Origin of the sequence: Chryseobacterium gregarium DSM 19109, assembly GCF_000430845.1 — a bacterium.
Lineage (GTDB): Bacteria > Bacteroidota > Bacteroidia > Flavobacteriales > Weeksellaceae > Chryseobacterium > Chryseobacterium gregarium.
In genome coordinates this window covers 167,453-188,729 of the sequence record NZ_AUMU01000001.1, presented here as the reverse complement: position 1 = coordinate 188,729, position 21,277 = coordinate 167,453, and the positions used below count along the sequence as shown (strand labels likewise).

General features: G+C 39.0%; 20 protein-coding genes. 7 read left to right on the top strand and 13 right to left on the bottom strand.

Annotated elements, in window-relative coordinates; translation table 11 throughout:
• Nucleotides 1-51: 51 nt before the first annotated feature.
• Together H561_RS24420 and H561_RS0100980 are read right to left on the bottom strand one after the other, a co-directional pair.
• The gene (locus tag H561_RS24420) at nucleotides 52-852 is read right to left on the bottom strand and encodes a GNAT family N-acetyltransferase (RefSeq protein WP_081411613.1); all 801 of its coding nucleotides are present in this window, start codon (nucleotides 850-852) and stop codon (nucleotides 52-54) included.
• A 42-nt stretch (nucleotides 853-894) separates the two neighbouring features.
• Complete coding sequence (locus H561_RS0100980; protein WP_027385300.1) at nucleotides 895-1,932, bottom strand: M28 family metallopeptidase; 1,038 nt, start codon at nucleotides 1,930-1,932, stop codon at nucleotides 895-897.
• A gap of 88 nt (nucleotides 1,933-2,020) precedes the next feature.
• Between H561_RS0100980 and H561_RS0100975 the strand changes: the two genes are divergently transcribed.
• The gene (locus H561_RS0100975) at nucleotides 2,021-3,160 is read left to right on the top strand and encodes an aminotransferase class I/II-fold pyridoxal phosphate-dependent enzyme (protein ID WP_027385299.1); all 1,140 of its coding nucleotides are present in this window, start codon (nucleotides 2,021-2,023) and stop codon (nucleotides 3,158-3,160) included.
• Between the two features lie 164 nt (nucleotides 3,161-3,324).
• On the opposite strand, the gene H561_RS0100970 is transcribed toward H561_RS0100975, so the two are convergent.
• The 10 genes from H561_RS0100970 to pdhA all read right to left on the bottom strand — a co-directional run bounded on the left by H561_RS0100970 (nucleotide 3,325) and on the right by pdhA (nucleotide 14,464).
• Nucleotides 3,325-6,051: a sodium-translocating pyrophosphatase gene (locus tag H561_RS0100970; protein WP_027385298.1), complete on the bottom strand. Its 2,727-nt coding sequence runs from the start codon at nucleotides 6,049-6,051 to the stop codon at nucleotides 3,325-3,327.
• Nucleotides 6,052-6,255: 204 nt separating this feature from the next.
• Nucleotides 6,256-6,867 (bottom strand): inorganic pyrophosphatase, encoded by a 612-nt coding sequence (locus H561_RS0100965; RefSeq protein WP_027385297.1) that lies wholly within the window; start codon nucleotides 6,865-6,867, stop codon nucleotides 6,256-6,258.
• Between the two features lie 24 nt (nucleotides 6,868-6,891).
• Nucleotides 6,892-7,404, bottom strand: coding sequence for a DUF7935 family protein (locus H561_RS0100960; protein WP_027385296.1), 513 nt, complete (start codon nucleotides 7,402-7,404; stop codon nucleotides 6,892-6,894).
• A gap of 39 nt (nucleotides 7,405-7,443) precedes the next feature.
• Entirely contained in the window at nucleotides 7,444-8,598 is a 1,155-nt protein-coding gene (locus H561_RS0100955; protein ID WP_162143018.1) for a hypothetical protein, read from the bottom strand.
• A gap of 120 nt (nucleotides 8,599-8,718) precedes the next feature.
• Entirely contained in the window at nucleotides 8,719-9,630 is a 912-nt protein-coding gene (locus tag H561_RS0100950; protein WP_051349267.1) for a hypothetical protein, read from the bottom strand.
• Nucleotides 9,627-10,304 carry a RadC family protein gene (gene radC / locus H561_RS0100945; RefSeq protein ID WP_027385293.1) on the bottom strand — a complete coding sequence of 226 codons (678 nt, stop codon included), beginning with the start codon at nucleotides 10,302-10,304 and terminating at the stop codon, nucleotides 9,627-9,629. Before radC ends, H561_RS0100950 begins: the two co-directional genes overlap by 4 nt.
• Before the next feature lie 16 nt (nucleotides 10,305-10,320).
• Complete coding sequence (locus H561_RS0100940) at nucleotides 10,321-10,905, bottom strand: murein L,D-transpeptidase catalytic domain-containing protein (RefSeq protein WP_027385292.1); 585 nt, start codon at nucleotides 10,903-10,905, stop codon at nucleotides 10,321-10,323.
• Nucleotides 10,906-10,920: 15 nt separating this feature from the next.
• On the bottom strand, nucleotides 10,921-11,589 hold the full coding sequence (locus H561_RS0100935; protein WP_027385291.1) for an ABC transporter ATP-binding protein: 669 nt from the start codon (nucleotides 11,587-11,589) through the stop codon (nucleotides 10,921-10,923).
• Nucleotides 11,590-11,749: 160 nt separating this feature from the next.
• Nucleotides 11,750-13,372: a pyruvate dehydrogenase complex dihydrolipoamide acetyltransferase gene (locus H561_RS0100930; RefSeq protein ID WP_027385290.1), complete on the bottom strand. Its 1,623-nt coding sequence runs from the start codon at nucleotides 13,370-13,372 to the stop codon at nucleotides 11,750-11,752.
• An 87-nt stretch (nucleotides 13,373-13,459) separates the two neighbouring features.
• The gene (pdhA, locus tag H561_RS0100925; protein ID WP_027385289.1) at nucleotides 13,460-14,464 is read right to left on the bottom strand and encodes a pyruvate dehydrogenase (acetyl-transferring) E1 component subunit alpha; all 1,005 of its coding nucleotides are present in this window, start codon (nucleotides 14,462-14,464) and stop codon (nucleotides 13,460-13,462) included.
• Between the two features lie 126 nt (nucleotides 14,465-14,590).
• Here pdhA and H561_RS0100920 point away from each other — a divergent pair, with 126 nt between their 5' ends.
• Nucleotides 14,591-15,193: a phosphatase PAP2 family protein gene (locus H561_RS0100920; protein ID WP_027385288.1), complete on the top strand. Its 603-nt coding sequence runs from the start codon at nucleotides 14,591-14,593 to the stop codon at nucleotides 15,191-15,193.
• Between the two features lie 9 nt (nucleotides 15,194-15,202).
• The gene (locus H561_RS0100915) at nucleotides 15,203-15,682 is read left to right on the top strand and encodes a BlaI/MecI/CopY family transcriptional regulator (protein ID WP_027385287.1); all 480 of its coding nucleotides are present in this window, start codon (nucleotides 15,203-15,205) and stop codon (nucleotides 15,680-15,682) included.
• Nucleotides 15,683-15,749: 67 nt separating this feature from the next.
• Here the strand turns inward: H561_RS0100915 and H561_RS0100910 are convergent, their stop codons facing one another.
• Nucleotides 15,750-16,193 carry an RNA recognition motif domain-containing protein gene (locus H561_RS0100910; protein ID WP_027385286.1) on the bottom strand — a complete coding sequence of 148 codons (444 nt, stop codon included), beginning with the start codon at nucleotides 16,191-16,193 and terminating at the stop codon, nucleotides 15,750-15,752.
• A gap of 437 nt (nucleotides 16,194-16,630) precedes the next feature.
• On the opposite strand from H561_RS0100910, the gene H561_RS0100905 reads away from it, so the two are divergent.
• The 4 genes from H561_RS0100905 (at nucleotide 16,631) to H561_RS0100890 (ending at nucleotide 21,274) form a co-directional block, all read left to right on the top strand.
• On the top strand, nucleotides 16,631-17,032 hold the full coding sequence (locus H561_RS0100905; RefSeq protein ID WP_027385285.1) for an acyl-CoA thioesterase: 402 nt from the start codon (nucleotides 16,631-16,633) through the stop codon (nucleotides 17,030-17,032).
• Entirely contained in the window at nucleotides 17,029-17,589 is a 561-nt protein-coding gene (locus H561_RS0100900) for a helix-turn-helix domain-containing protein (protein ID WP_027385284.1), read from the top strand. Before H561_RS0100905 ends, H561_RS0100900 begins: the two co-directional genes overlap by 4 nt.
• Nucleotides 17,590-17,697: 108 nt before the next feature.
• Nucleotides 17,698-20,532: a heavy metal translocating P-type ATPase gene (locus tag H561_RS0100895; RefSeq protein ID WP_027385283.1), complete on the top strand. Its 2,835-nt coding sequence runs from the start codon at nucleotides 17,698-17,700 to the stop codon at nucleotides 20,530-20,532.
• 4 nt (nucleotides 20,533-20,536) lie between these two features.
• The gene (locus H561_RS0100890) at nucleotides 20,537-21,274 is read left to right on the top strand and encodes a DUF72 domain-containing protein (protein ID WP_027385282.1); all 738 of its coding nucleotides are present in this window, start codon (nucleotides 20,537-20,539) and stop codon (nucleotides 21,272-21,274) included.
• Nucleotides 21,275-21,277 lie beyond the last annotated feature (3 nt).

Genomic DNA, 21,277 nt, shown 5'->3' with positions numbered 1-21,277 from the left:
TTTAAATTTTTATAAAATTTCGAAACTAAAATCAAAATCCGTTCTTATTATTTATCTATTGAAAAATTCCCCGAAATGCCATAAAATTCCGCTGGGGTCATGGACGAAACATTCTTTTCCCCACGGCATGGTTTTAACAGCCGTCAGCCGGACATTTTCATATTTCTCCGTGAGATTAAGGCCTGTGAGGTAATTCCGGAATGCTTCCGTATCATCAACTTCGATAAAAAGCATTGTATTGTTGATCCAATCTTTTACGTAAGCATCCTGAAGGTAAAATCCCGTCCCGTTCCATTGGAATAAGGATAGGTTGCTTTCAAGAACGGTTTCTTCAAAGCCAAGGTCTGAATAAAATTCCCTGCTCGTTTTGAAGTTTTCAGAACCTATAAAAGGCCGGATTGATTTTATATTCTGTTTCATTGTGCGCCAGTTTTCAAAAGTCATTTCAAATTTTATTTCTCCTTTTCCGTGAATCCCTGCTTCATTCCAGCCGGATTTTCTGTAAAATATTTCAGCCCTTGTATCGGGCAAAGTTCCAAGCCAGACCTTTTCTTTTGTCTGTTTAAAATACCAGGCTAGCATTACATCGTGAAGCTTTCGCCCGATGCCCTGCTTTTCAAAGTCAGGATGAAGAAACAATGCCCAGATATTGTTCTCTTTGAGGTCAACAATTGAAAATCCCACGATCTGATTATCAATTTCACAGACCCAGCCCTTTCCCCTGTCAAATAAAAATTCTTCACAATCTTTATCTGTAACCAGATTCGGATCAGATAAAGTATTTTCTCTAACGGCATTCCTTACGACCTGAATTTGAGGAATGTCTTCTAATCTTGCTTCACGGATTTTCATTTTAATAAAACTTAATTAAAAAATACCTTTTCTATATGTCAGTTATTTTCTGTCAACTATAATTCTGGCCGGCCTGTTGGCAATTTCCCATGCAGTGGCAAAAACCAGCTGGGTTCTTTTTTTCAGCAGTTCGTAGTCGATTTTATCCACATCATCAGTCGGTTTATGGTAATCTTCATGAATCCCGTCAAAGAAAAACGCTACAGGAACATTGTTTTTTGCAAAATTATAGTGGTCTGATCTGTAATACAGCCGCTGGGTATCATTAGGGTCATCATATTTATAGTTCAGTTCCAGATTATTGGTCTTTTTATTGGCGGCTTCATTGATTACTTTCAATTCAGAGCTTAACATTTCAGATCCTATTACATAGACGTATTGTTTGCCTCTGTTTTCAGGATCGTCGCGCCCGATCATGTCAATATTTAAATCAACAACTGTATTGGCCAGTGGAAAAACCGGATGGTCCGTATAATATTCAGATCCGAATAATCCGTGCTCCTCTCCTGTTACATGCAGGAAAAGGACAGATCTCTTTGGGCCGTTTCCTGCTTTTTTGGCACTCTGGAAGGCTTTGGCAATTTCCATCACGCCAACTGTTCCGCTTCCGTCGTCATCAGCACCGTTATATACTACGCCATTCTGGGTGCCGACATGGTCATAATGGGCAGAAACAACCACAATTTCTTCAGGTTTTTCTGAACCTTCTATAAATGCCAGGATATTTTCAGAATCCGGAAGGTTTCCGCCGCCTCTTTTTTTCATGAAATCTGCAGGAACCTTCTGGTAATAGGAACCCAGTGTTTTAGGATAGGAAACACCCAGACTTTTATAATAATTGATCATGTATTCTCCCGCCTTCTTTTGTCCCGGACTTCCGGTATCCCGGCCTTCCATTTCATCCGAAGCAATCACATACAGGTTTTTCTTCAGATCAGCTGCCTTAATTTCCTTATAGGCAGAAAGAAATGCTTTATTACTTTTTGCAGTTAATGATGCCGATGTGCCGCCTGAATTTTTAGCCGTTCCGCAGCTTACCAGTACCGATACTGAAAATAGAGAGATGATTAGTTTTCTCATTATAGAATAATTTGTCTAAAAATACCAAAATTTATTTAATCTGTAATGAATGGGTAATTTCTTATATTTGAGAGACAAACAATAACCTATGGAGAAAGTTTACGGATTTACCCATTACTCATTTTTTACGGAAATGTCTGAACTTGCCTCCAGGCAAAACAGCTTTGATCTCTCGCTGGGTTTGACAGATTTCGATATTGATCCCCGCTTAAAAGATTTTTTAAAGGAAGCAGCAGATCAGGATACCCATAATTATGAACCGCTTGCAGGAAGCCCATTGCTGATTCAGAATATCATTCATTTTAACCTGAAAAGAAGCAACAGCATTAAGCTGAAGGAAAATGAGGTAACTATTACACCATGCGCTACCTTCACTTTATATACGGCACTTAAATCCATTTTAAACCAGGGTGATGAAGTAATTGTCATTCAGCCCTCTTACTACACTTACAGCCCGTCAATTGTCCTTAATAACGGCATTCCGGTTTATTATGATCTTGATACTGATTTGAACATAATCCCGGAAAAGCTTCAGCAGTGCATTTCTGAAAAAACAAAAGCCATTATCATCAATTCGCCACAGAATCCTACAGGAAAGATGTGGACTGAACATGACTGGAATGTTTTGTACGGATTAATAAAAGACCGGGAAATTTACCTGATTTCAGAGGAAATCTATGATACCTACTGTTATGACGGAACGGAACATTACAGTTCTTTCCTGCATCCCGAGCTCAGGAAAAGGACATTCTGCATTTTCTCGTTTGGCAAAATGTTCCATTCCACAGGCTGGAAAGTAAGCTATTTATTAGCATCAGAAGAGCTTACAGCTAAATTCCGTTGCCATCAGCAGTACATTTCCTACAGTGCCAATGCCCCGTGCCAGTATGCCATTGCCAAATACTTAGAAGTTTTTGACCCTTCTGAAAACCGGATCCTGATGCAGAAAAAGCGCGACCTGTTTAATGAATTGATTAAAGATACCCCTTTAATCGTAGAACGTAAAACTGAAGGCGCGGTTTTTCAGGTAGTTAATTTCAGGAATGTATCTGAAATAATGACCGATGTAGAATTCTCCAGATGGCTTACCGTTGATAAAAAAGTGTCCTGCCTTCCTTTGTCGGCTTTTTATGATTCAAAACAGGATTCTGATTACATCCGTTTCAGCTTTGCTAAAAAAGATGAACTGATTATTAATGCTCTGGAACATCTGAGAAAAAATTTATAGTGATTTTAAAGATTTTCAATCAGACTTACAAAATCATATTCTTTACATCACATCAGCTCAAAATTTTGGTATATACCTTTATAATCTGTGAAAATCTTGTCAAATGTTTTATAAAATGACAAAGCACCGCTGATGCAGTGTTTTGTCTGTTATCTCAATTGGGTTTAGAGTGCTAACACTCTGACATCGATCCTTCTGTTTTTTGCCATACACTCGTCAGTATCATTAGCTTCGCAGACAGGGTGCTGAGCTCCGTACCCTTCTGCTTCTAAACGGTCTCCGGCAACACCAAGTTCCAGCAATTTCAGCCTGGTGGTCTGAGCCCTGAGATTGGAAAGCGTCTGGTTGCTTTCTTCATTTCCTGTATTGTCAGTATATCCCCCCAGTTTTATTTTAAGATCCGGATAAGCATTAAGAATCTCCACTAAATTCAGCAACTGTGTTTCGGAACCCGCTCGTAATTCGCTTGAACCGGTCTCGAAATAAAGATTTTCAATCGTAAACCATTTATTCGGATCCAACACTGACTGATCTTTACTTTTTATCAGTTCGTACATCTGAAGCAGCTGGCTGTTACCTCCGATGGAAATTTTCTTTCCGCCTTTTAACTGAACTTCCTGCATAGCCCCGGTATCATAAACGAAATCGCCGTTTTCATTTAAATGTCCTTTAATATCTGCAGGAACAGGCAATACTGCTGCATTTCCGGTAACAGCGTGGGTATTTTTCATTCCTGTCAGGCTTTCAATCTTAGCGGCTCTGTTGGCTTCTATTTTATCTTTATGTAATACGGCTAAAGTCGGGGCAATAACCAGGGAAACAATAGACATCAGCTTGATCAGGATATTCATGGATGGCCCTGAAGTATCCTTGAAAGGGTCTCCAACGGTATCACCCGTTACTGAAGCTTTATGAGGTTCCGAACCTTTATAATACATCTTGCCATTGATATCCACTCCTTTTTCAAAAGATTTTTTGGCATTGTCCCAGGCACCTCCTGCATTGTTCTGGAACATTCCCATTAATACCCCACATACCGTGGCACCGGCTAAAAATCCGCCCAGTACTTCCGGACCGAAAATAAACCCGATCAGTAGTGGAGAAACAATCGTAATTGCTCCGGGAAGCATCATTTTCCTGATGGAAGCATCGGTAGAAATCGCAACACACTTTTCATATTCAGGACGAGCAGTTCCTTCAAGGATTCCAGGGATTTCCCGGAATTGCCTGCGCACTTCCTCCACCATGGCCATTGCGGCCTGCCCGACTGCCTTAATGGCAAGGGACGAAAATATGAAAGGAATCATTCCTCCTACGAACAATCCGGCCAGCACGTCGGCTCTGTAAATATCAATGCCGTCGATGCCTGCAATCCCTACGAATGCGGCGAATAAAGCTAAAGCGGTTAACGCCGCAGAAGCAATTGCAAATCCTTTGCCTGTAGCTGCCGTTGTATTTCCTACAGAATCCAGTATATCCGTCCTTTCACGGACTTCTTTTGGAAGTTCACACATTTCAGCAATTCCACCGGCGTTATCCGCAATCGGCCCGAATGCATCAATAGCCAGCTGCATAGCGGTCGTGGCCATCATTCCGGCTGCCGCAATAGCGACACCATACAGTCCGGCACATAAATAGGAACCGTAAATCCCTCCTGCCAAAACAAGGATCGGAAGCAAGGTTGATTCCATCCCAACGGAAAGACCGCCGATAATATTGGTGGCATGGCCTGTTGAAGACTGCCTTACAATACTGGAAACGGGCCTTTTTCCCATTGCCGTATAATATTCTGTGATAATGCTCATTAAAGTCCCTACAACCAGTCCGACCATAATCGCTCCGAAAACGCCTATCTTAGTGAACTCATGACCCCTTAAAACCATTTTATCCGGTAAAATATAAGTAACAAGGAAATACGAAGCGATTGCAGTGATGACAATACTTCCCCAGTTTCCCAAATTTAAAGCATTCTGAACATTGGAAGTTGATGACTCTTCATTGTCATTGATCCTGACAAATAAAGTCCCGGCCATTGAAAAAAGAATCCCGGTTCCTGCAATAAGCATCGGTAAAAGAATCGGGGCAAAGCCGCCAAAAGAATCGTCAGATATCGTTTCTCTTCCCAATACCATGGTTGCTAAAACGGTTGCCACATAAGACCCGAATAAATCAGCTCCCATTCCTGCAACATCGCCCACATTATCCCCTACATTATCTGCAATGGTAGCTGGATTTCTCGGATCGTCTTCCGGAATTCCCGCTTCCACTTTTCCTACCAGGTCAGCGCCTACATCAGCTGCCTTGGTATAGATACCACCCCCAACTCTGGCAAATAAAGCAATTGATTCTGCACCCAGGGAAAATCCTGTGAGGATTTCGATCGTCCTTTTCATTTCATCAGAATCTACCGTGGCATCGGGCGCGAAGATCTGCTTGATAATTAAAAATAAAGCCCCCAATCCTAACACGGCCAATCCGGCAACGCCCATTCCCATTACAGATCCTCCTGTAAAAGAAACTTTTAAAGCTTTTGATAGCGAAGTTTTTGCAGCCTGCGCCGTTCTTACGTTGGCTTTAGTGGCAATTTTCATCCCGATAAACCCGGCGAGTGCGGAAAATACCGCGCCTATAGCAAAAGCCAGCCCGATGGTCCAGTGGGAATCGGAGTTAGTTCCTCCCATTATGGCTAATAAAATGGCTACAATAGCTACGAAATACATCAGAATCCTGTACTCAGCTTTTAGAAAAGCCATGGCACCATCAGCAATATAACCGCTGATTGTTTTCATTTTTTCATCTCCGGCATCCTGCTTACTTACCCAATTGCTCTGAAGAAAGGTGTAAACTAAAGCAATGACACCAAAAATTGGCACTAATAAGAATAAATCCATAGTTTAATATTTTTTTGGTAATAGAATATTAAATATAATAAATAATTCTCATGATGATGTGATAAATATCCGCAACTGCTAATATTTAATCCGGTAACGATTGAAATGGACCAGGTAAGTTTCGAAGCCTCCGTTATATCAGGTCAAATAAAAAAGGGATAAATGAAAATTCACTTATCCCTTTTTTATTATTTTAATGAAGAATTATCCTCCGTATTTATTGGTGTAATCATCCTGAGAAGCCTTAATCACTTTTTTAGCATGCTCGGCACCGTATACTTCCTGGATTCTGCATTTCGCAGGCTCATCCGGTAAGTTTTTATAAGTCAGGAAATAATGCATTAATCGTTTCACTTCCGCATCAGGCAATTCTGAAATATCTCTGAAATGCCCGAAAGCATGGTCTCCTATCATTACCGCAACAATTTTATCATCCGCTTCACCCCCATCGATCATTTTAAAACCTCCGATCGGAATAGCTTCCAATAATAAGCCTCCTGAATGAATGTTGTGAGAACTCAAAACACAGATGTCAAGCGGGTCATGGTCTCCCATCGTTACATCTTCTGCCCCTCTTTCAACAGCAAGATTCATTACAGCCGCATCACAGTAAGTTCTCGGAACAAAACCGTATAATGCAGGAATGATATTTGAGAATTTCTGAGGCCTGTCAACCTTCAGAAATCCGGTTTCCTTGTCAACTTCATATTTAATGGTATCAGAAGGTACAATCTCCACGAAAACATTAACAATATTCGGCGCATCTTCTCCTGCAGAAATTCCGTGCCATGGATGTGCTTTAAAATTTGGAATCATTATTTAATTGTATTTATTTTTTAGTTAAGCTATTATTAAAATTTCTTTTCTCATGTTATCTATCGTTGCTGAAATATAGTCATCTCCGTTCATGTAATTCATGATGAAAATGGTCTTAAATTCATCAAGATCAGTATTCCCGTTAATTTCTTCATAGGTTTTGTGAAGCAGGCCAATGACAGCATTTTTAGAATCGACAATATTGTTCCAGGAATTTTTTGTTATATAAAGCTGCTGCGAAGAATTATATTCGAATTCTTCATTAACCGACTTCTCCGTAAGGAATATAAACTCATGAACCGCCAGTTCCTTATCAAAACGCTGAATCAGATTTGAAGGCTTTATCCTTTCCAGAAACAGGATCATCCTTTCATAAGACTGTGTCTTGTTTTCTGAATTCGATTTTACGGAAAGAAGCTTTATTTCCTGTTCTTTAAGTTTGATATAGGTGAATACAAATTGCCTGAGCAAAACCAGAAACGGTATTGCAATGATCAATGCAAAAGCATACGGTAGATATCCTGAAAAACTTGCCATAAATTTGAGGTAGCAAAATTACTGATAATTTTACAATATTTATACAGTCTCGGCTAATATTTGCTTTTTGTAATTTTGATAGGAAATCAACGATAAAATAATAATTAAGTAAAACCCGACCATCATTCTGTTTACCAAGCTCGGAAACATAAAAAACCGCAGGAACACTGTAAAATAAATCGCGCAATACAGGCTCAGGTAGATAAAACTTTTTCTGTCTCTGCTTTTTAACAATCTGTAATCCAAAATAACAATAATAAAAATCAGCAATAAGAGAAAGTATGAAGTATTAAATTCAAAGAGCAGCTTTCCTTTTATAACCGCCAGGTATTCATGGAAATTAAAAGTATCGGGATTGGATATCGGATACAGCTGTACTTTGGTAAACTGGTTCATAAACAAAACCGACCACGGAATCTGATTGAAGTATTGTATGATCCCAAAAGTTAAAACAAAATAAGTAAATGAGAAAATAATTTCTCTCGTCTTTAATCTGAAATCAGACTTAAATACGTAAAGCAATAATAATAAAAAACTGTAAAAGATGAAATATTCAGGCCTTGTAAGAATGCATAAAATACCAAAAACCGTAGCAGTAAACAAATTTTTTTTCACTACCACATAATAAAAGCTAAGCAATAGAAGTAATGTTGACAAACCGTCCGGGGTTGCATGACGCGAAGTATCTAGCAGAGGTTTAAATAATGATATTAAAACTGTTAAAAGTAAAGCAAGATAATGATTTTTAAGAATTTTCAATAAAAAAACAAAAATAAGCAATGTTATTAAAATGTAAGAAATAATGGTAATCAGAAAAGTAGAAGTGGAAGCTTCAAATCCGGCTTTAAAAAAAATAGAATTGATAACGTTATACAAAGGCTTTACGGTAAAAAGCTGAAGTTCTTCTTCGTAGACTTCAGGCCTTTCAGATAGAATTTTATAATAACTGTTATCTCCTACCGCTTCTTCCTGTCTTCCGGTATTGATCTTACCGGTTTCAGGTCTTTTTATTTTTAATTCATCATATACTTTTTCGTGAATCTCTTCAATAGTCATATCTGGAAAGTTGGTTTTATAGACCAAACCCATATACGCTTCTATATCTGCATTGTAATATTGATGGGTATAGAGATAACAGGACATTAAGCACAAATAGATTGACAGTAAAAATGTAACAATAATTTTGCTTTTCATAATATTTTATGGCTATACAGTTTAATTAAGGCTCGTACGAAGCTAAAATAAACATTTGAATGATTCCAGCAGTCGATGTTAAACAGACACTATTTATCAGGTCATTTTAATCTTTATAATTTAGAAGTTACCTATACTTTTTTTAATGTTCAGACAATTCCTGACAATTTCCTTTTTGGAATTTCTAATAATCGGATAAGGCTTTAGTTCGGGCCGGAACCCTCTGAAGAATTCTTCAACTGCAGGGATTTCGCTTCCTTCAAAATCAAAAATTTTATTACTGATGTTCCCCCTGATCACACGATCAATAACAACACATGACCCTGAAAGTTTCATATACTCCTTATCATTAAATGTCCCGAGCAGGGCAGCAGTTTTCTCGTCATGGTATACTGCAATGGCATTAATAATTTTATTTTCATATAAAAATGCAGTAATACCAAGAGATCCTGAATCATAAAAATTCTGAAAAGTTTTTAAAAATTCCTGTTTGTCATATCCATTTTTTGCTCCGATAATATTTTCAGAGATAAAAGAATATGCTTCAGGCATTGACACCTCTCTGATTTCAGACATCGCCAGTACTTCTTCATCCAGCCTTAATTTTCTTTTCCTTTTCGGTGAATATTTCTGCCTTACCACCTCATATTCTTCAGGATAGATAAGAAAGTTCTTTCTTGTTATCAGCGGCCTGCTGAAAATATTCTGATCATTAAAAGGATAGTACCAGATATTATATTTTTTCTCAAAGAAATTTAGAAAATCATCATTAAGATGTATATCATCTTTAGTAGAAAAGATTCCTAATTGCTGACACAACCTTGGGTTGATCACTATTTTTAATCCGAATTTCCTGATAAAAGGAACCGGCATTACCGCTTCATAATCATTGAAAACCAGAATTTCCCATTGCTTGCGTGACGTAATGTCCAGGAAAAGTTTGGAGGCAGAATATTTTCTCTGTTCAGAATTTTCCAGGCATCGGGTATATTTCTCAAAATCAATGTCATTGTATTTCAATCGTCTGATCATAATATTCCGTCGTCTGAAAAACTAAAATATGAGTTTTGGGTAATAATAAGGTGGTCTAGAAGCTGAATATTCAGCATTTTTCCGGCCTCTTTTATTCTTTGGGTAATCTCAAGGTCTTCTTTGCTGGGTTTCAGGTTGCCGGAGGGGTGATTATGCGCAATGATGAGTGCCGTGGCATAATGATCTAATGCTGTTTTAAACAATATCCTTATATCTACAATAGACTGATTGATTCCACCTTGGGTCAGCTGTGCAAAATGAAGCACTCTGTTGCTTTGGTTGAGAAATATGGCCCAAAATTCTTCTGTTCTTAAATCAGATAAATAATTTCGCAAAATTTTGTACCCGTCACTGCTATTTGAAATAAGCAACTTTTCGGGAATTTCCTGTCCGGCCCTTCTTCTGCCGATTTCAAGTGCCGTGGCAATTGTAATCGCTTTCACCTGTCCGACTCCTTTGAATCTCATCAGATCTTTCACGGAAAGCAGGCTGAGCTGATTCCAGTTATTATTTACCGAGGTAAGAATTTTTCTTGAAAGCTCCAAAGCACTTTCGTCTTTGTTTCCGTTCCTCATAATAATGGCCAGCAGTTCGGAATCAGATAAGGAATTTTTACCTTTCTGCAAAAATTTTTCGCGGGGACGGTCGTCTTCAGCAAGGAATTTTATAGACATATTTTTCATGGTTTAGTTAATAAAAAGCATATAAAATAATCGGCTTCTTCGATCCGTCTATGTATTTTGCCGTTTCAGTAAAAGCTTTCGGGGAAAGCATAGGACATCCGAAACTTAAACAGGTCAGGTTTTTCGATTCAAGGTCAGGCACGCAATAGTAAGAATGCAAAACAATTGCCCGGGCTCTGGCATTGCTATTGGTTTCATCAAGGCCGTCCATACGGTAAGCCTTGCCAAATTTTCCGGAGTAGCTTTCCCTGATCTCATATTTCCCCAGAGATGACTGATGGGAACCCTCTGTATTGCTGAATTTTAAAAGCCCTGATTTTTCGACAGCAGAACCTTCACCATGCGCTACAATGGCTTTCTGTACTATTTTATCATTTTTAAGATCATAAAAAAAGTATCTGTACTTTCCGGAGTGAATTTTAAAATTAATGAAAACCGCAAAATCCTGATTGTAATCCTTTCCTTTAAGATAATTTTTAATCTCAGAAACTTTTGATTTGGGCAGGTATTCTTCAACAGCAGATGATGGCTGAGATCCGATTGTAAAATGGAAACTCAGGAAAATCAATAAAAAAACAAATTGCTTGATCATATGCTTCTGAAAATTTTATTCGATAATCAACCCGTCTTTCATCACTAATTTTCTGTCGGTAATTTCTGCAAGGTTCGGGTTATGGGTTACAATCACAAAAGTCTGATTGTATTTATCTCTCAGGTCAAAGAACAGTCGGTGAAGATCATCGGCATTTTTTGAATCTAAGTTACCAGTCGGCTCGTCAGCAAAAATAATTTTAGGGGAATTGATCAAAGCCCTTGCTACGGCCACTCTCTGGGCTTCACCACCGGACAACTGGTTGGGCTTGTGGTGCAGCCTCTGTTCAATTTTCAAATCTTCAAACAAAGCATAAGCCTTTTCAACAGATTCTTTTTCATTAGCGCCGGCAATTTTAGTCGGCAGCAGAACATTTTCCAAAGCCGTAAACTCAGGAAGCAATTGATGGAACTGGAATACAAAACCGATGTTCTGGTTTCTGAACTTAGAAAGCTGCTTATCATTCATATTGATAAAAGACTCCTGCGCAATGGATATTTCAGTACCGAATTTATTCGAATGAGAAGGCTGGTCCAATGTTCCCAAGATCTGCAACAGCGTAGATTTTCCCGCTCCGGATTCTCCCACAATAGAAACCACTTCACCCGTTTTAATGTGAATGTCAACACCTTTCAATACTTCTAAATTCCCATAAAATTTATGGACATTCCTTGCTTTAATCATAATTCAAAAATAGTAAATTGATTTTAAATAATGACAATTTTAAAGCTAATAGTATATCAATACCCAAAGCATTTTCTGAATTATTTTTAATACTTCATCTTCGGCATAAATAAAAAAACCTCTCAGTTATGAGAGGTTTATATTTCAAAAACTTAGAAAATTACAGTAACAAAGTTAAAGGGCTTTCCAGATAGGTTTTTAAAGTCTGTAGGAATTGGGCTCCTGTGGCACCGTCTACTACTCTGTGGTCACAGGCCAATGACAGCTTCATAATGTTTCCGACTACAATCTGACCGTTTTTAACAACCGGCTTCTCAATAATGGCACCTACTGAAAGGATGGCAGCATTAGGCTGATTGATGATGCTGGTGAACGTTTCAATTCCAAACATTCCCAGGTTGGAAATAGAGAAAGTAGAACCTTCCATTTCATTCGCTTTGAGACCTTTGGATTTTGCTCTTCCGGCCATATCTTTTACCGCAGCAGAAATCTGCGTATAGTTCATCTGATCGGTATTCTTAAGCACTGGAACTACCAATCCGTCAGGAATAGCCACGGCTACACCGATATTGATGTTTCCTCTGTGGATAATCTTGTCGCCGGCCCAGCTTGAATTTACCTGAGGGTGTTTTCTTAATGCAACCGCAGTCGCCTTAATGATCATATCATTGAAAGAAATTTTTGTATCCGGCAAAGAATTGATTTCTTTTCTGGCTTCTATGGCTTTATCCATATTGATCTCTACCATTAAATAGTAGTGAGGCGCAGAGAATTTGCTTTCAGCAAGACGTTTTGCAATAATATTTCTTACCTGAGAGTTCGGTGTCTCCGTATCTTCACCCTGAACAAAGCTTACCGCTACCTGAGCTGCCGCAGACGATGATGCCTGAGCCGGTTCAGAAGTTTCTTGCTTAGCCGAAGGCTGGTAGTTTTCAATATCTTTCTTAACGATTCTCCCGTTTTCCCCTGAACCCTGAAGATTCTGGATATTCACGCCTTTTTCTTCAGCCATTTTTTTAGCTAACGGAGAGATGGCTACACGGTCAGAAGACGAAGCATTTTCAGCAGGAGCCGCCTGTTCTTTTTCTTCTTTTGCCTCAGGTTTCTTTTCAGCAGGTTTTTCCGATGACTGACCAGTTGCTTTCGGAGCACCAACTCCTGAAACATCTGTTCCTTCAGGACCGATAATGGCTAATACGGAATCCACAGGAGCGGCACCGCCTTCTTCAACACCCTGCTTCAATAATACGCCGTTGAATTCAGACTCGAAATCCTGAACAGCTTTATCGGTTTCAATCTCTGCAAGAAGGTCTCCCTCTTTTACGGTATCTCCGACATTTTTGTGCCATTTAGCCACTTTACCTTCTGTCATCGTATCAGAAAGTCTCGGCATTGTAATCATTTCTACCCCGGCAGGAATTTCAGCATCGGTCTGTTCCACACTGGTAGCGTTATTTTCTGTTTTTAATTCTTCTTCAGATTTTTTCTCCTCGGAATCATCAGCTTTAGGAGCTTCTCCGCCGGTTAACCCGGAAATATCTTCTCCTTCTTTACCGATAATCGCCAAAACAGAATCTACAGCAGCGGCACCTCCTTCTTCTACGCCTACGTATAAAAGAGTACCTTCTATCTCAGATTCAAAATCCTGAACGGCTTTATCGGTTTCAATTTCAGCTAAAATATCTCCTTCTTTTACCTGTTCCCCTACTTTTTTATGCCATTTTGCCACTTTCCCTTCTGTCATTGTATCAGAAAGGCGCGGCATTGTAATTACTTCTGCCATAATTTATTATGATAATTTGTTAATGTGATGAAGTGAGAATCAGAAATAAAATAATTAACTCATTTTTCAAATTCTCAAATTACCTGATTATTGATTTTCTAATTTATCTAAGAACGGATAATTTTCCTGAGCATATACATACTCGTAGATTTTTTCAGGATCCGGATACGGGGAATTTTCCATGAACTCGATGCATTCTTCAACAAAATCCCTTGATTTGTTATCCGTTGCTTCCAGTTCTTCTTCGGTCGCCCAGTTATTTGATAAAATTCTTTGTTTAATCAATTCAATCGGGTCATCACTTTTATGAATCGCCACTTCTTCTTTAGATCTGTAAGGCTCTGCATCAGACATTGAATGTCCTCTGAAACGGTAAGTTCTTGCTTCAATAAAGGTAGGTCCGTCCCCTCTTCTGGCTCTTTCGATAGCTTCGTAAGCCGCTTCAGCCACTTTTTCAGGATCCATTGCATCTACAGCAAGACAAGGCATTTCATAACCCAGTCCTAATTTATAGATGTCCTCATGGTTGGCTGTTCTTTTTACGGAAGTTCCCATAGCATACTGGTTGTTTTCAACCACGAATACGACAGGCAGTTTCCAGTTCATCGCCATGTTAAACGTTTCATGTAATGAACCCTGTCTTGCAGCTCCGTCTCCGAAGAAACAGATATTCACCGCTTTTCTGTCGAAATACTGGTCTGCAAAAGCAATACCTGCACCTAAAGGAATCTGTCCTCCGACAATACCATGTCCACCGTAAAACCTGTGTTCTTTGCTGAAAATATGCATAGATCCGCCCATACCTCCTGACGTACCGGTAGCTTTTCCACAAAGTTCCGCCATGATTCTTTTAGGATCCACTCCCATAGCCATAGGATGGATGTGGCATCTGTAGGCGGTAATCATACTGTCTTTCGTTAAATCCATTGCATGGGTAAAACCTGCAGGAATGGCTTCCTGACCGTTATACAAGTGTAAAAAACCTCTGATTTTTTGTTTTAGATAAAGAGAACGGCATTTGTCTTCAAACCTTCTCCACATTGTCATATCTTCATACCACTTCAGGTATACCTCTTTAGAAAATTCTTTCATGTGTTAGCCTTTGCTTATTTATATATGAAATAGTTAAGCAAAATTATAAAAAAAACTTTGTTTTTATTGTATTTACACCCATTGTTTTTTATTTATACTATTATATTTACATGATCAAACTTAGTTATGGAAGAAAAACGCCCTTCGATTATTTACAAAACCTCAAAAATCATATCGGATTTCTTCAATCCTTTGGTTTCTTTAGTTATATTTTTCTTTTACATGAGCGTAAAAACTTATTCTTTACACGACTCATTAATGTATTTTCTACCGATACTGCTGATGATTATACTGCCGGTAGTCATCTGGCTGGTATGGAATGTTAAAACCGGCCGGTATACCAATATGGATGTATCTAACCGGGTCCAGAGGATCTCTTTGTATTTCTTTATTGCAGCTTGCGTCATCGCTTATATCGCTTTTGATTATTTCAGGAAAGGGCATGTGGACTTAATCATGATCTTTATCTTAATTTTGCTTCTGGTCATGCAGCTCAGCAATTATTTCATTAAAAGTTCCATGCACACAGCATTTAATGTATTTGTTGCAGCCTTATTTTTTGCTTTGGACAATACTTTGGGAATTTCATGGCTTGGCATTGCCGCTTTGGTAGGAATTACAAGGGTGATTGTCGGAAGACATACCCCGAAAGAAGTAATGACGGGAGCAGGAATTGCTTTTATGGTATCTTTTATCTATCTTTATTGCAACATACAATTTCAACCGTAAGGATCTCATATGAAAATAAATCATCTTACATCTGCTGAGGAAAACTTAATGAAGCTGCTGTGGAAGCTTCATTCCTTTTATTTAAAAAATATTATGGAACAGCATCCTGAACCTAAACCTCACCAGAACACCGTTTCCACCTATTTAAAAATTCTGGTTGAAAAAGGCTATCTGTCTACAGAAAAAGAAGGACGGATTTTCAAATATACGGCAGTCGTACCATTTGAGGAATACCGGAAGTTTTTGTTGCAGGAACTTGTGCAAGGTTTTTTCAGCAATTCAGGGAAGGAGGTTTTGGAGCTTCTAATAAACGAGCACATGATTTCGCAGGAAGATATAAAGGAGTTGGGCATTGAAATTTTTGTCATAAGTCCGGAACAAGCAGAAGAACCGACATTTGAATATGCTGATGAAATTCTGAACCCTAAAAAAACGAAAGACAAAAAGAAAGGGAAAGACAAAAAGAAGAAAAAAAATAAAAAGGAATAAATTTAGAACGGATTAAACTAACATAAACATAAAAAAAGCGGCTTCGAACTGAAGCCGCCTATATTTTTTACCAACGTTTTCCACCGCCGTTTCCGCCACGGTCTCCACCGCCGCCATAACCGCCGCTTCCACCTCTGTTGCTGCTTCCGCCGTAACCACCGCTACCGCCGCCGCTTCCACCTCTGTTTCCGCCGCCGCCGTAACCGCCGCTTCCGCCTCTGTTACCGCCACCACCAGTGTTACCACCGCCGAAAGCTCTTCTTGGCTTCTCTTCTCTTGGTTTAGCTTCTGAAACATTAAGTGTTTTACCGTTGAATTCTTTCTCATTAAGAGCTTCAATAGCTTGCTGCCCTTCAGCATCTTCCATTTCAACAAAACCGAAACCTCTTGAACGACCTGTTTCTTTGTCTGTAATGATTTTTACTGAAGAAACTTCTCCAAATTCTGAAAATAGATCCTGCAACTCATAATCTTTAGTTGCGTAATTGATGTTTGAAACAAAAATGTTCATCTGAATAAAAAAATTAAAAATGTTAAAAATGATTTGGTTTATAAAAGAAAAACAACATATAGAATGAACAAATATTGATTTCAGATATAAGACAGGTGCAAGATACGATTATTAATTTCATATCAAAATTTTTTTTCGGAAATTTTTAGTAAAGTTTTCAATTAAATTATTATTTCGCTAAAAACTGTTAATTATGATGAATTATTTGTTAAAATTCACCTGAAACACTTAATTTTTAATTAAATAATCAGATAAAATCAATATTCCGAACATAATTATTGCTTTAATTAACGTATAATATTATATTTAACGATGCAGATAGAATAGACAGTATCCGTAATTGTATATATAAATAATGCTCTTTTGTTAACTCAATTTGTATAAATTGAACAAGTCGGTTTTAAACATTAAATTTGTGCTTTAAAATTATAACGAATATGAATTATCACACCAGAAAATGGGTAAAGCCTGAAGATTTAAATCCCAATCAGTCGCTTTTCGGCGGGAAACTGCTTCAATGGATTGATGAAGAAGCCGCTTTATATGCCGTGATTCAGCTAGAGAATAAAAAAGTAGTGACCAAATTTATTTCAGAGATCAATTTTGTAAGCTCGGCCAAACAGGGTGATATTATAGAAATCGGTATTGAAGTTTCAGCTTTCGGCTCTACATCCCTTACCTTAAGATGCGATGTGCGAAATAAAATGACCCATCAGACCATTATTACTGTCGACAGAATCGTAATGGTTAATCTTGATGAGGACGGAAACCCTGCGCCGCATGGGAAAACAAAAGTCGAATTTGTAAAAGACAGGCTGAGCAATCAGAACCTTTTATGAAAATCTTTATAAAAAATATGGTTTGCGCGAGGTGCATTTCTGCAGTTTCGGATATTTTTGATAAAGCCGGGATTAAAATCAAATCCGTTTCCCTGGGTGAAGTGGAAATAGAATCCGGTGTTTCAGATGAAGACCTCTGTACGGTTGAAAAGCATTTGGAGGAGACAGGATTTGAAAGGATCAGAGATTCCGCCCGTCAGCTGGTTGAAAAAATCAAGACCCTGATTATTACAAAAATCAGCGGACTTGATATCGATGACAATTTTCTGTTATCCGAATTTTTAAGCTCAGCCTTTCATAAAGAGTACAGCTCGCTTTCCAAAACATTTTCCCAGAACGAAACGGTAACGCTGGAACAGTTCTTTATTCTTCAGAAAATTGAAAAAGTAAAAGAACTTCTTCTTTATAATGAACTCACCCTGACGGAAATGGCCGGAAAATTAGGTTATAAGAGCGTGCAGCATCTCTCCTCCCAGTTCCGCAGCAGCACAGGCTTCACCCCTACTGAGTTTAAAAAATTGAAAACCCATCACAGGAAACCGCTGGATCAGGTTTGATAAGTTGATTATGTTCCTGGCTTAATTTTATAATCATTATCCTTAAATTTATAACACGTTTCCATTTGCATTTTGGAAATTTGTACTATACATTAAAAAGGACTGATCATGCAGCAACAATATAAAATCCTCGGGATGACCTGTTCGGGATGTCGGAAGAAAATTTCTGAAAAACTGAACAGTATTGAAGGTATCACAGCAGATATTGACTTAGAAAATCATACAGCGACCATCATTTCCGATAAAAAAGTCGAATTATCCGTTTTAAATAAAGCTTTGGAAGAAATCGGAAACTATAAACTTGAAGATCCGTCCCAGCCTGACCATGCTCCTTTTGAAAAACTGCAGGACCGTATCTCCCCTTCTTCCGTTTACTACTGCCCGATGGAATGCGAAGGTGATAAAGTGTATTTCCAGCAGGGAAAAAGATGCCCGGTCTGCAACATGTACCTGGTTCCTATTGAAGAAAAACATTCAAAAGATCCGGATTACAAGCCTGCCTATTCATTAACCCATCTTCCTGAAAATTTCAAAGACCATATCGGGAGCTATTACTGTCCGATGTTTTGTGAAAAGGACAAAATATATCCTGAAAAAGGCGACTGTCCCGTTTGCCACATGCATCTGGAACTGATTACGGAAGAACTGGTTAAAAATATGAAATCCCGTGCCCATACTCATCATCATAACCATGATCACGAAGCCCCTAAAGTTACCGATGAAATGGCCGGGAAATACTATTGTCCAATGTATTGTGAAGGCGATAAAGTCTACGACAGCAATGTTGGCTGTCCTGTCTGTGGAATGGATCTGGTAAAATATCCGGAAAAGAAAACGGCAACCTATACCTGCCCGATGCACCCTGAAATTATTAAGCATGAACCCGGGGACTGTCCAATCTGCGGGATGGATCTGGTAAGGATGGCGGATAAAGATGAAGACACAGATGAGACCTATAAAATTTTAAAAAGAAAGTTCATCATTTCATTGGCTTTTACCGTTCCTGTTTTTATTCTCTCGATGGGCGGGATGTTATTCAGTTTTCCGTTTTCCCATCAGGTTCAGGGAATTCTTGAACTGATTTTAACGCTTCCCGTTTTATTTTATTCGGGCTGGTTCCTGGTCAGAAGAGGCTGGGTATCTTTCAGAACCATGAACCTGAACATGTTCAGTTTAATTGTTTTAGGAGTGTCAGCCGCATTTATTTTCAGTATTGCAGCATTGGCTTTTCCAGATATAGTTCCGCATGAAATCAGGGGGCATAACCATGAAGTCCCGTTGTATTTTGAGGCGGTCTGTGTGATTTTAACCCTGGTGATTCTGGGCCAGCTGATGGAAGCCCTTGCCCATAAAAAAACGGGGAATGCCATACGGGAATTAATGAATTTATCCCCTGATGAAGCCACCCTACTGATTAACGGAGAAGAGAAAAAAGTGTTGATCTCCCAGGTAAAAACCGGTAATCTATTAAAAGTAAAACCGGGTGAAAAAATCCCGGTGGACGGACAGATCACAGAAGGGACTTCCTCTGTGGACGAGAGCATGATTACGGGCGAACCGGTGCCTGTTGAAAAAAATATACATGATAAGGTTTCAGCGGGAACCATCAACGGCAACCAGGTGTTTATCATGAAAGCTGAAAAAGTAGGCGATGAAACCCTGCTTTCCCAGATCATACGACTGGTTAACGAGGCAAGCCGGAGCAAAGCCCCGATCCAGAAACTCACGGATAAAGTGGCAAAAATATTTGTTCCCACGGTTATTTTAACAGCTGTGGCCACCTTTATTATCTGGCAGCTTTTTGGGCCGGAAGGTAAAAAAAGCCTGTTTGCTTTTGTCAATGCCGTTGCTGTATTGATTGTGGCCTGCCCATGTGCGTTAGGCTTGGCCACACCGATGTCTTTGATGGTAGGGATCGGTAAAGGAGCTAATAACGGCATCCTTATTAAAAATGCGGAAGCGCTTGAACAGATGAATAAGGTCAATGTTTTGATTACCGATAAGACAGCAACCCTGACTGAAGGGAAACCTTCTGTAGAATACATTGAAGCCGTTCACGGAGACCGCATTCTCATCTTGCAGCTGGCATTTTCATTGAATCAGAATTCAGAACACCCTTTATCGGGTGCCGTTATCAGAAAAGCACAGGATGAAAACATTTCCCCTGAAAAAACAAATGGTTTTGAAAATATTTCCGGAAAAGGCATCAAAGGAAATATCATGGATAAAACCGTTTACCTGGGAAATGAGAGCCTGCTGAACGAACATCAGATCTTAATTCCTGAAAACCTAAAAAAGAAAGCTGTTGAAATCCAGTCAAAAGCCCATACCATTTCTTATGTGGCCCAGGGAAATGAAGTATTGGGATTCATCAGTTTTACGGATAAAATAAAAGAAAGCTCCAGAAAGGCAGTTCAGCAGCTGTCGGATGAAGGCATTGAAATTATGATGATGACCGGGGATAATGAGCATACGGCAAAAGCAGTAGCGGATGAACTGGGGATCAGGAATTTTAAAGCCAACTGCCTTCCTGAAGACAAATTAAATGAGGTTAAAAGACTGCAGCAGGAAGGCAAAATTGTAGCGATGACCGGTGACGGAATCAATGACTCCCCTGCTTTGGCGCAGGCCGATATTGGTATTGCGATGGGAACCGGAACTGATGTTGCGATTGAAAGTTCGGAAATTACCCTGTTGAAAGGTGATCTTTCAGGCATTGCAAAAGCCCGGTTATTAAGTGAAAAGCTTCTGAAAAATATAAGGGAAAACCTGTTTTTTGCTTTTATCTATAATGTTCTGGGCATTCCCGTTGCGGCAGGCTTATTGTATCCTTTTTTCGGAATCTTATTATCCCCGATGATCGCAGCGGCGGCTATGAGCTTCAGCTCCCTGTCGGTGATTTTAAATTCTCTGCGGCTGAATTCTGTTAATCTAAACAAATAAAATTATGGAAAAGGAAAATCTTTATATTGGATGCTCAGGTTTTTATAATAATGACTGGAAAGGATCGCTGTACCCCGAAGACGCAAAGAGCAAAGACTTTCTTACATTATATTCCCGGGAATTCAATTGTGTGGAAATCAATTCTACCTTTTACAGGAAGCCGACTGCTAAAACCCTTTTAAAATGGGCGGAGGAAACGCCTGATGATTTCAGGTTTTTCATCAAGATTCCCAAGACCATTTCTCATGAGAAAAGGCTTGAAAACTGCCGGGAAGAAATTTCGGAGTTCTGCCTTCATATTCAGGATCATCTGAAAAAGAAACTCTCCGGATTTCTATACCAGTTTCCGCCTTCGTTTAAGAACACGCCTGAAAATATCAGTCTGATCATGAATAACCTTGATTTCAGCTATCTCAATGTCATTGAATTCCGTCATGAATCCTGGTGGCGGGATGAAGTTTTCAATCTTTTAAAAGACCATCAGATTATTTTTTCAGGCGTAAGTTTCCCAGGTAACCTTCCTGAAGATGTCATTTTGAATCATTCCGGAATCCTGTATTACAGGCTGCACGGAACACCCGTTCTTTACAAATCGGAATACAGTGAGGAATCCATTAATCATCTGGCTGAAAAAATTAAAGCTACGCAACACCAGGCCTTTATCTTTTTCAATAATACCTGGGGTACGGCCGCTATTCATAATTCTTTATACCTGAAGAAAATTACAGAGCAGCAATATTAAATC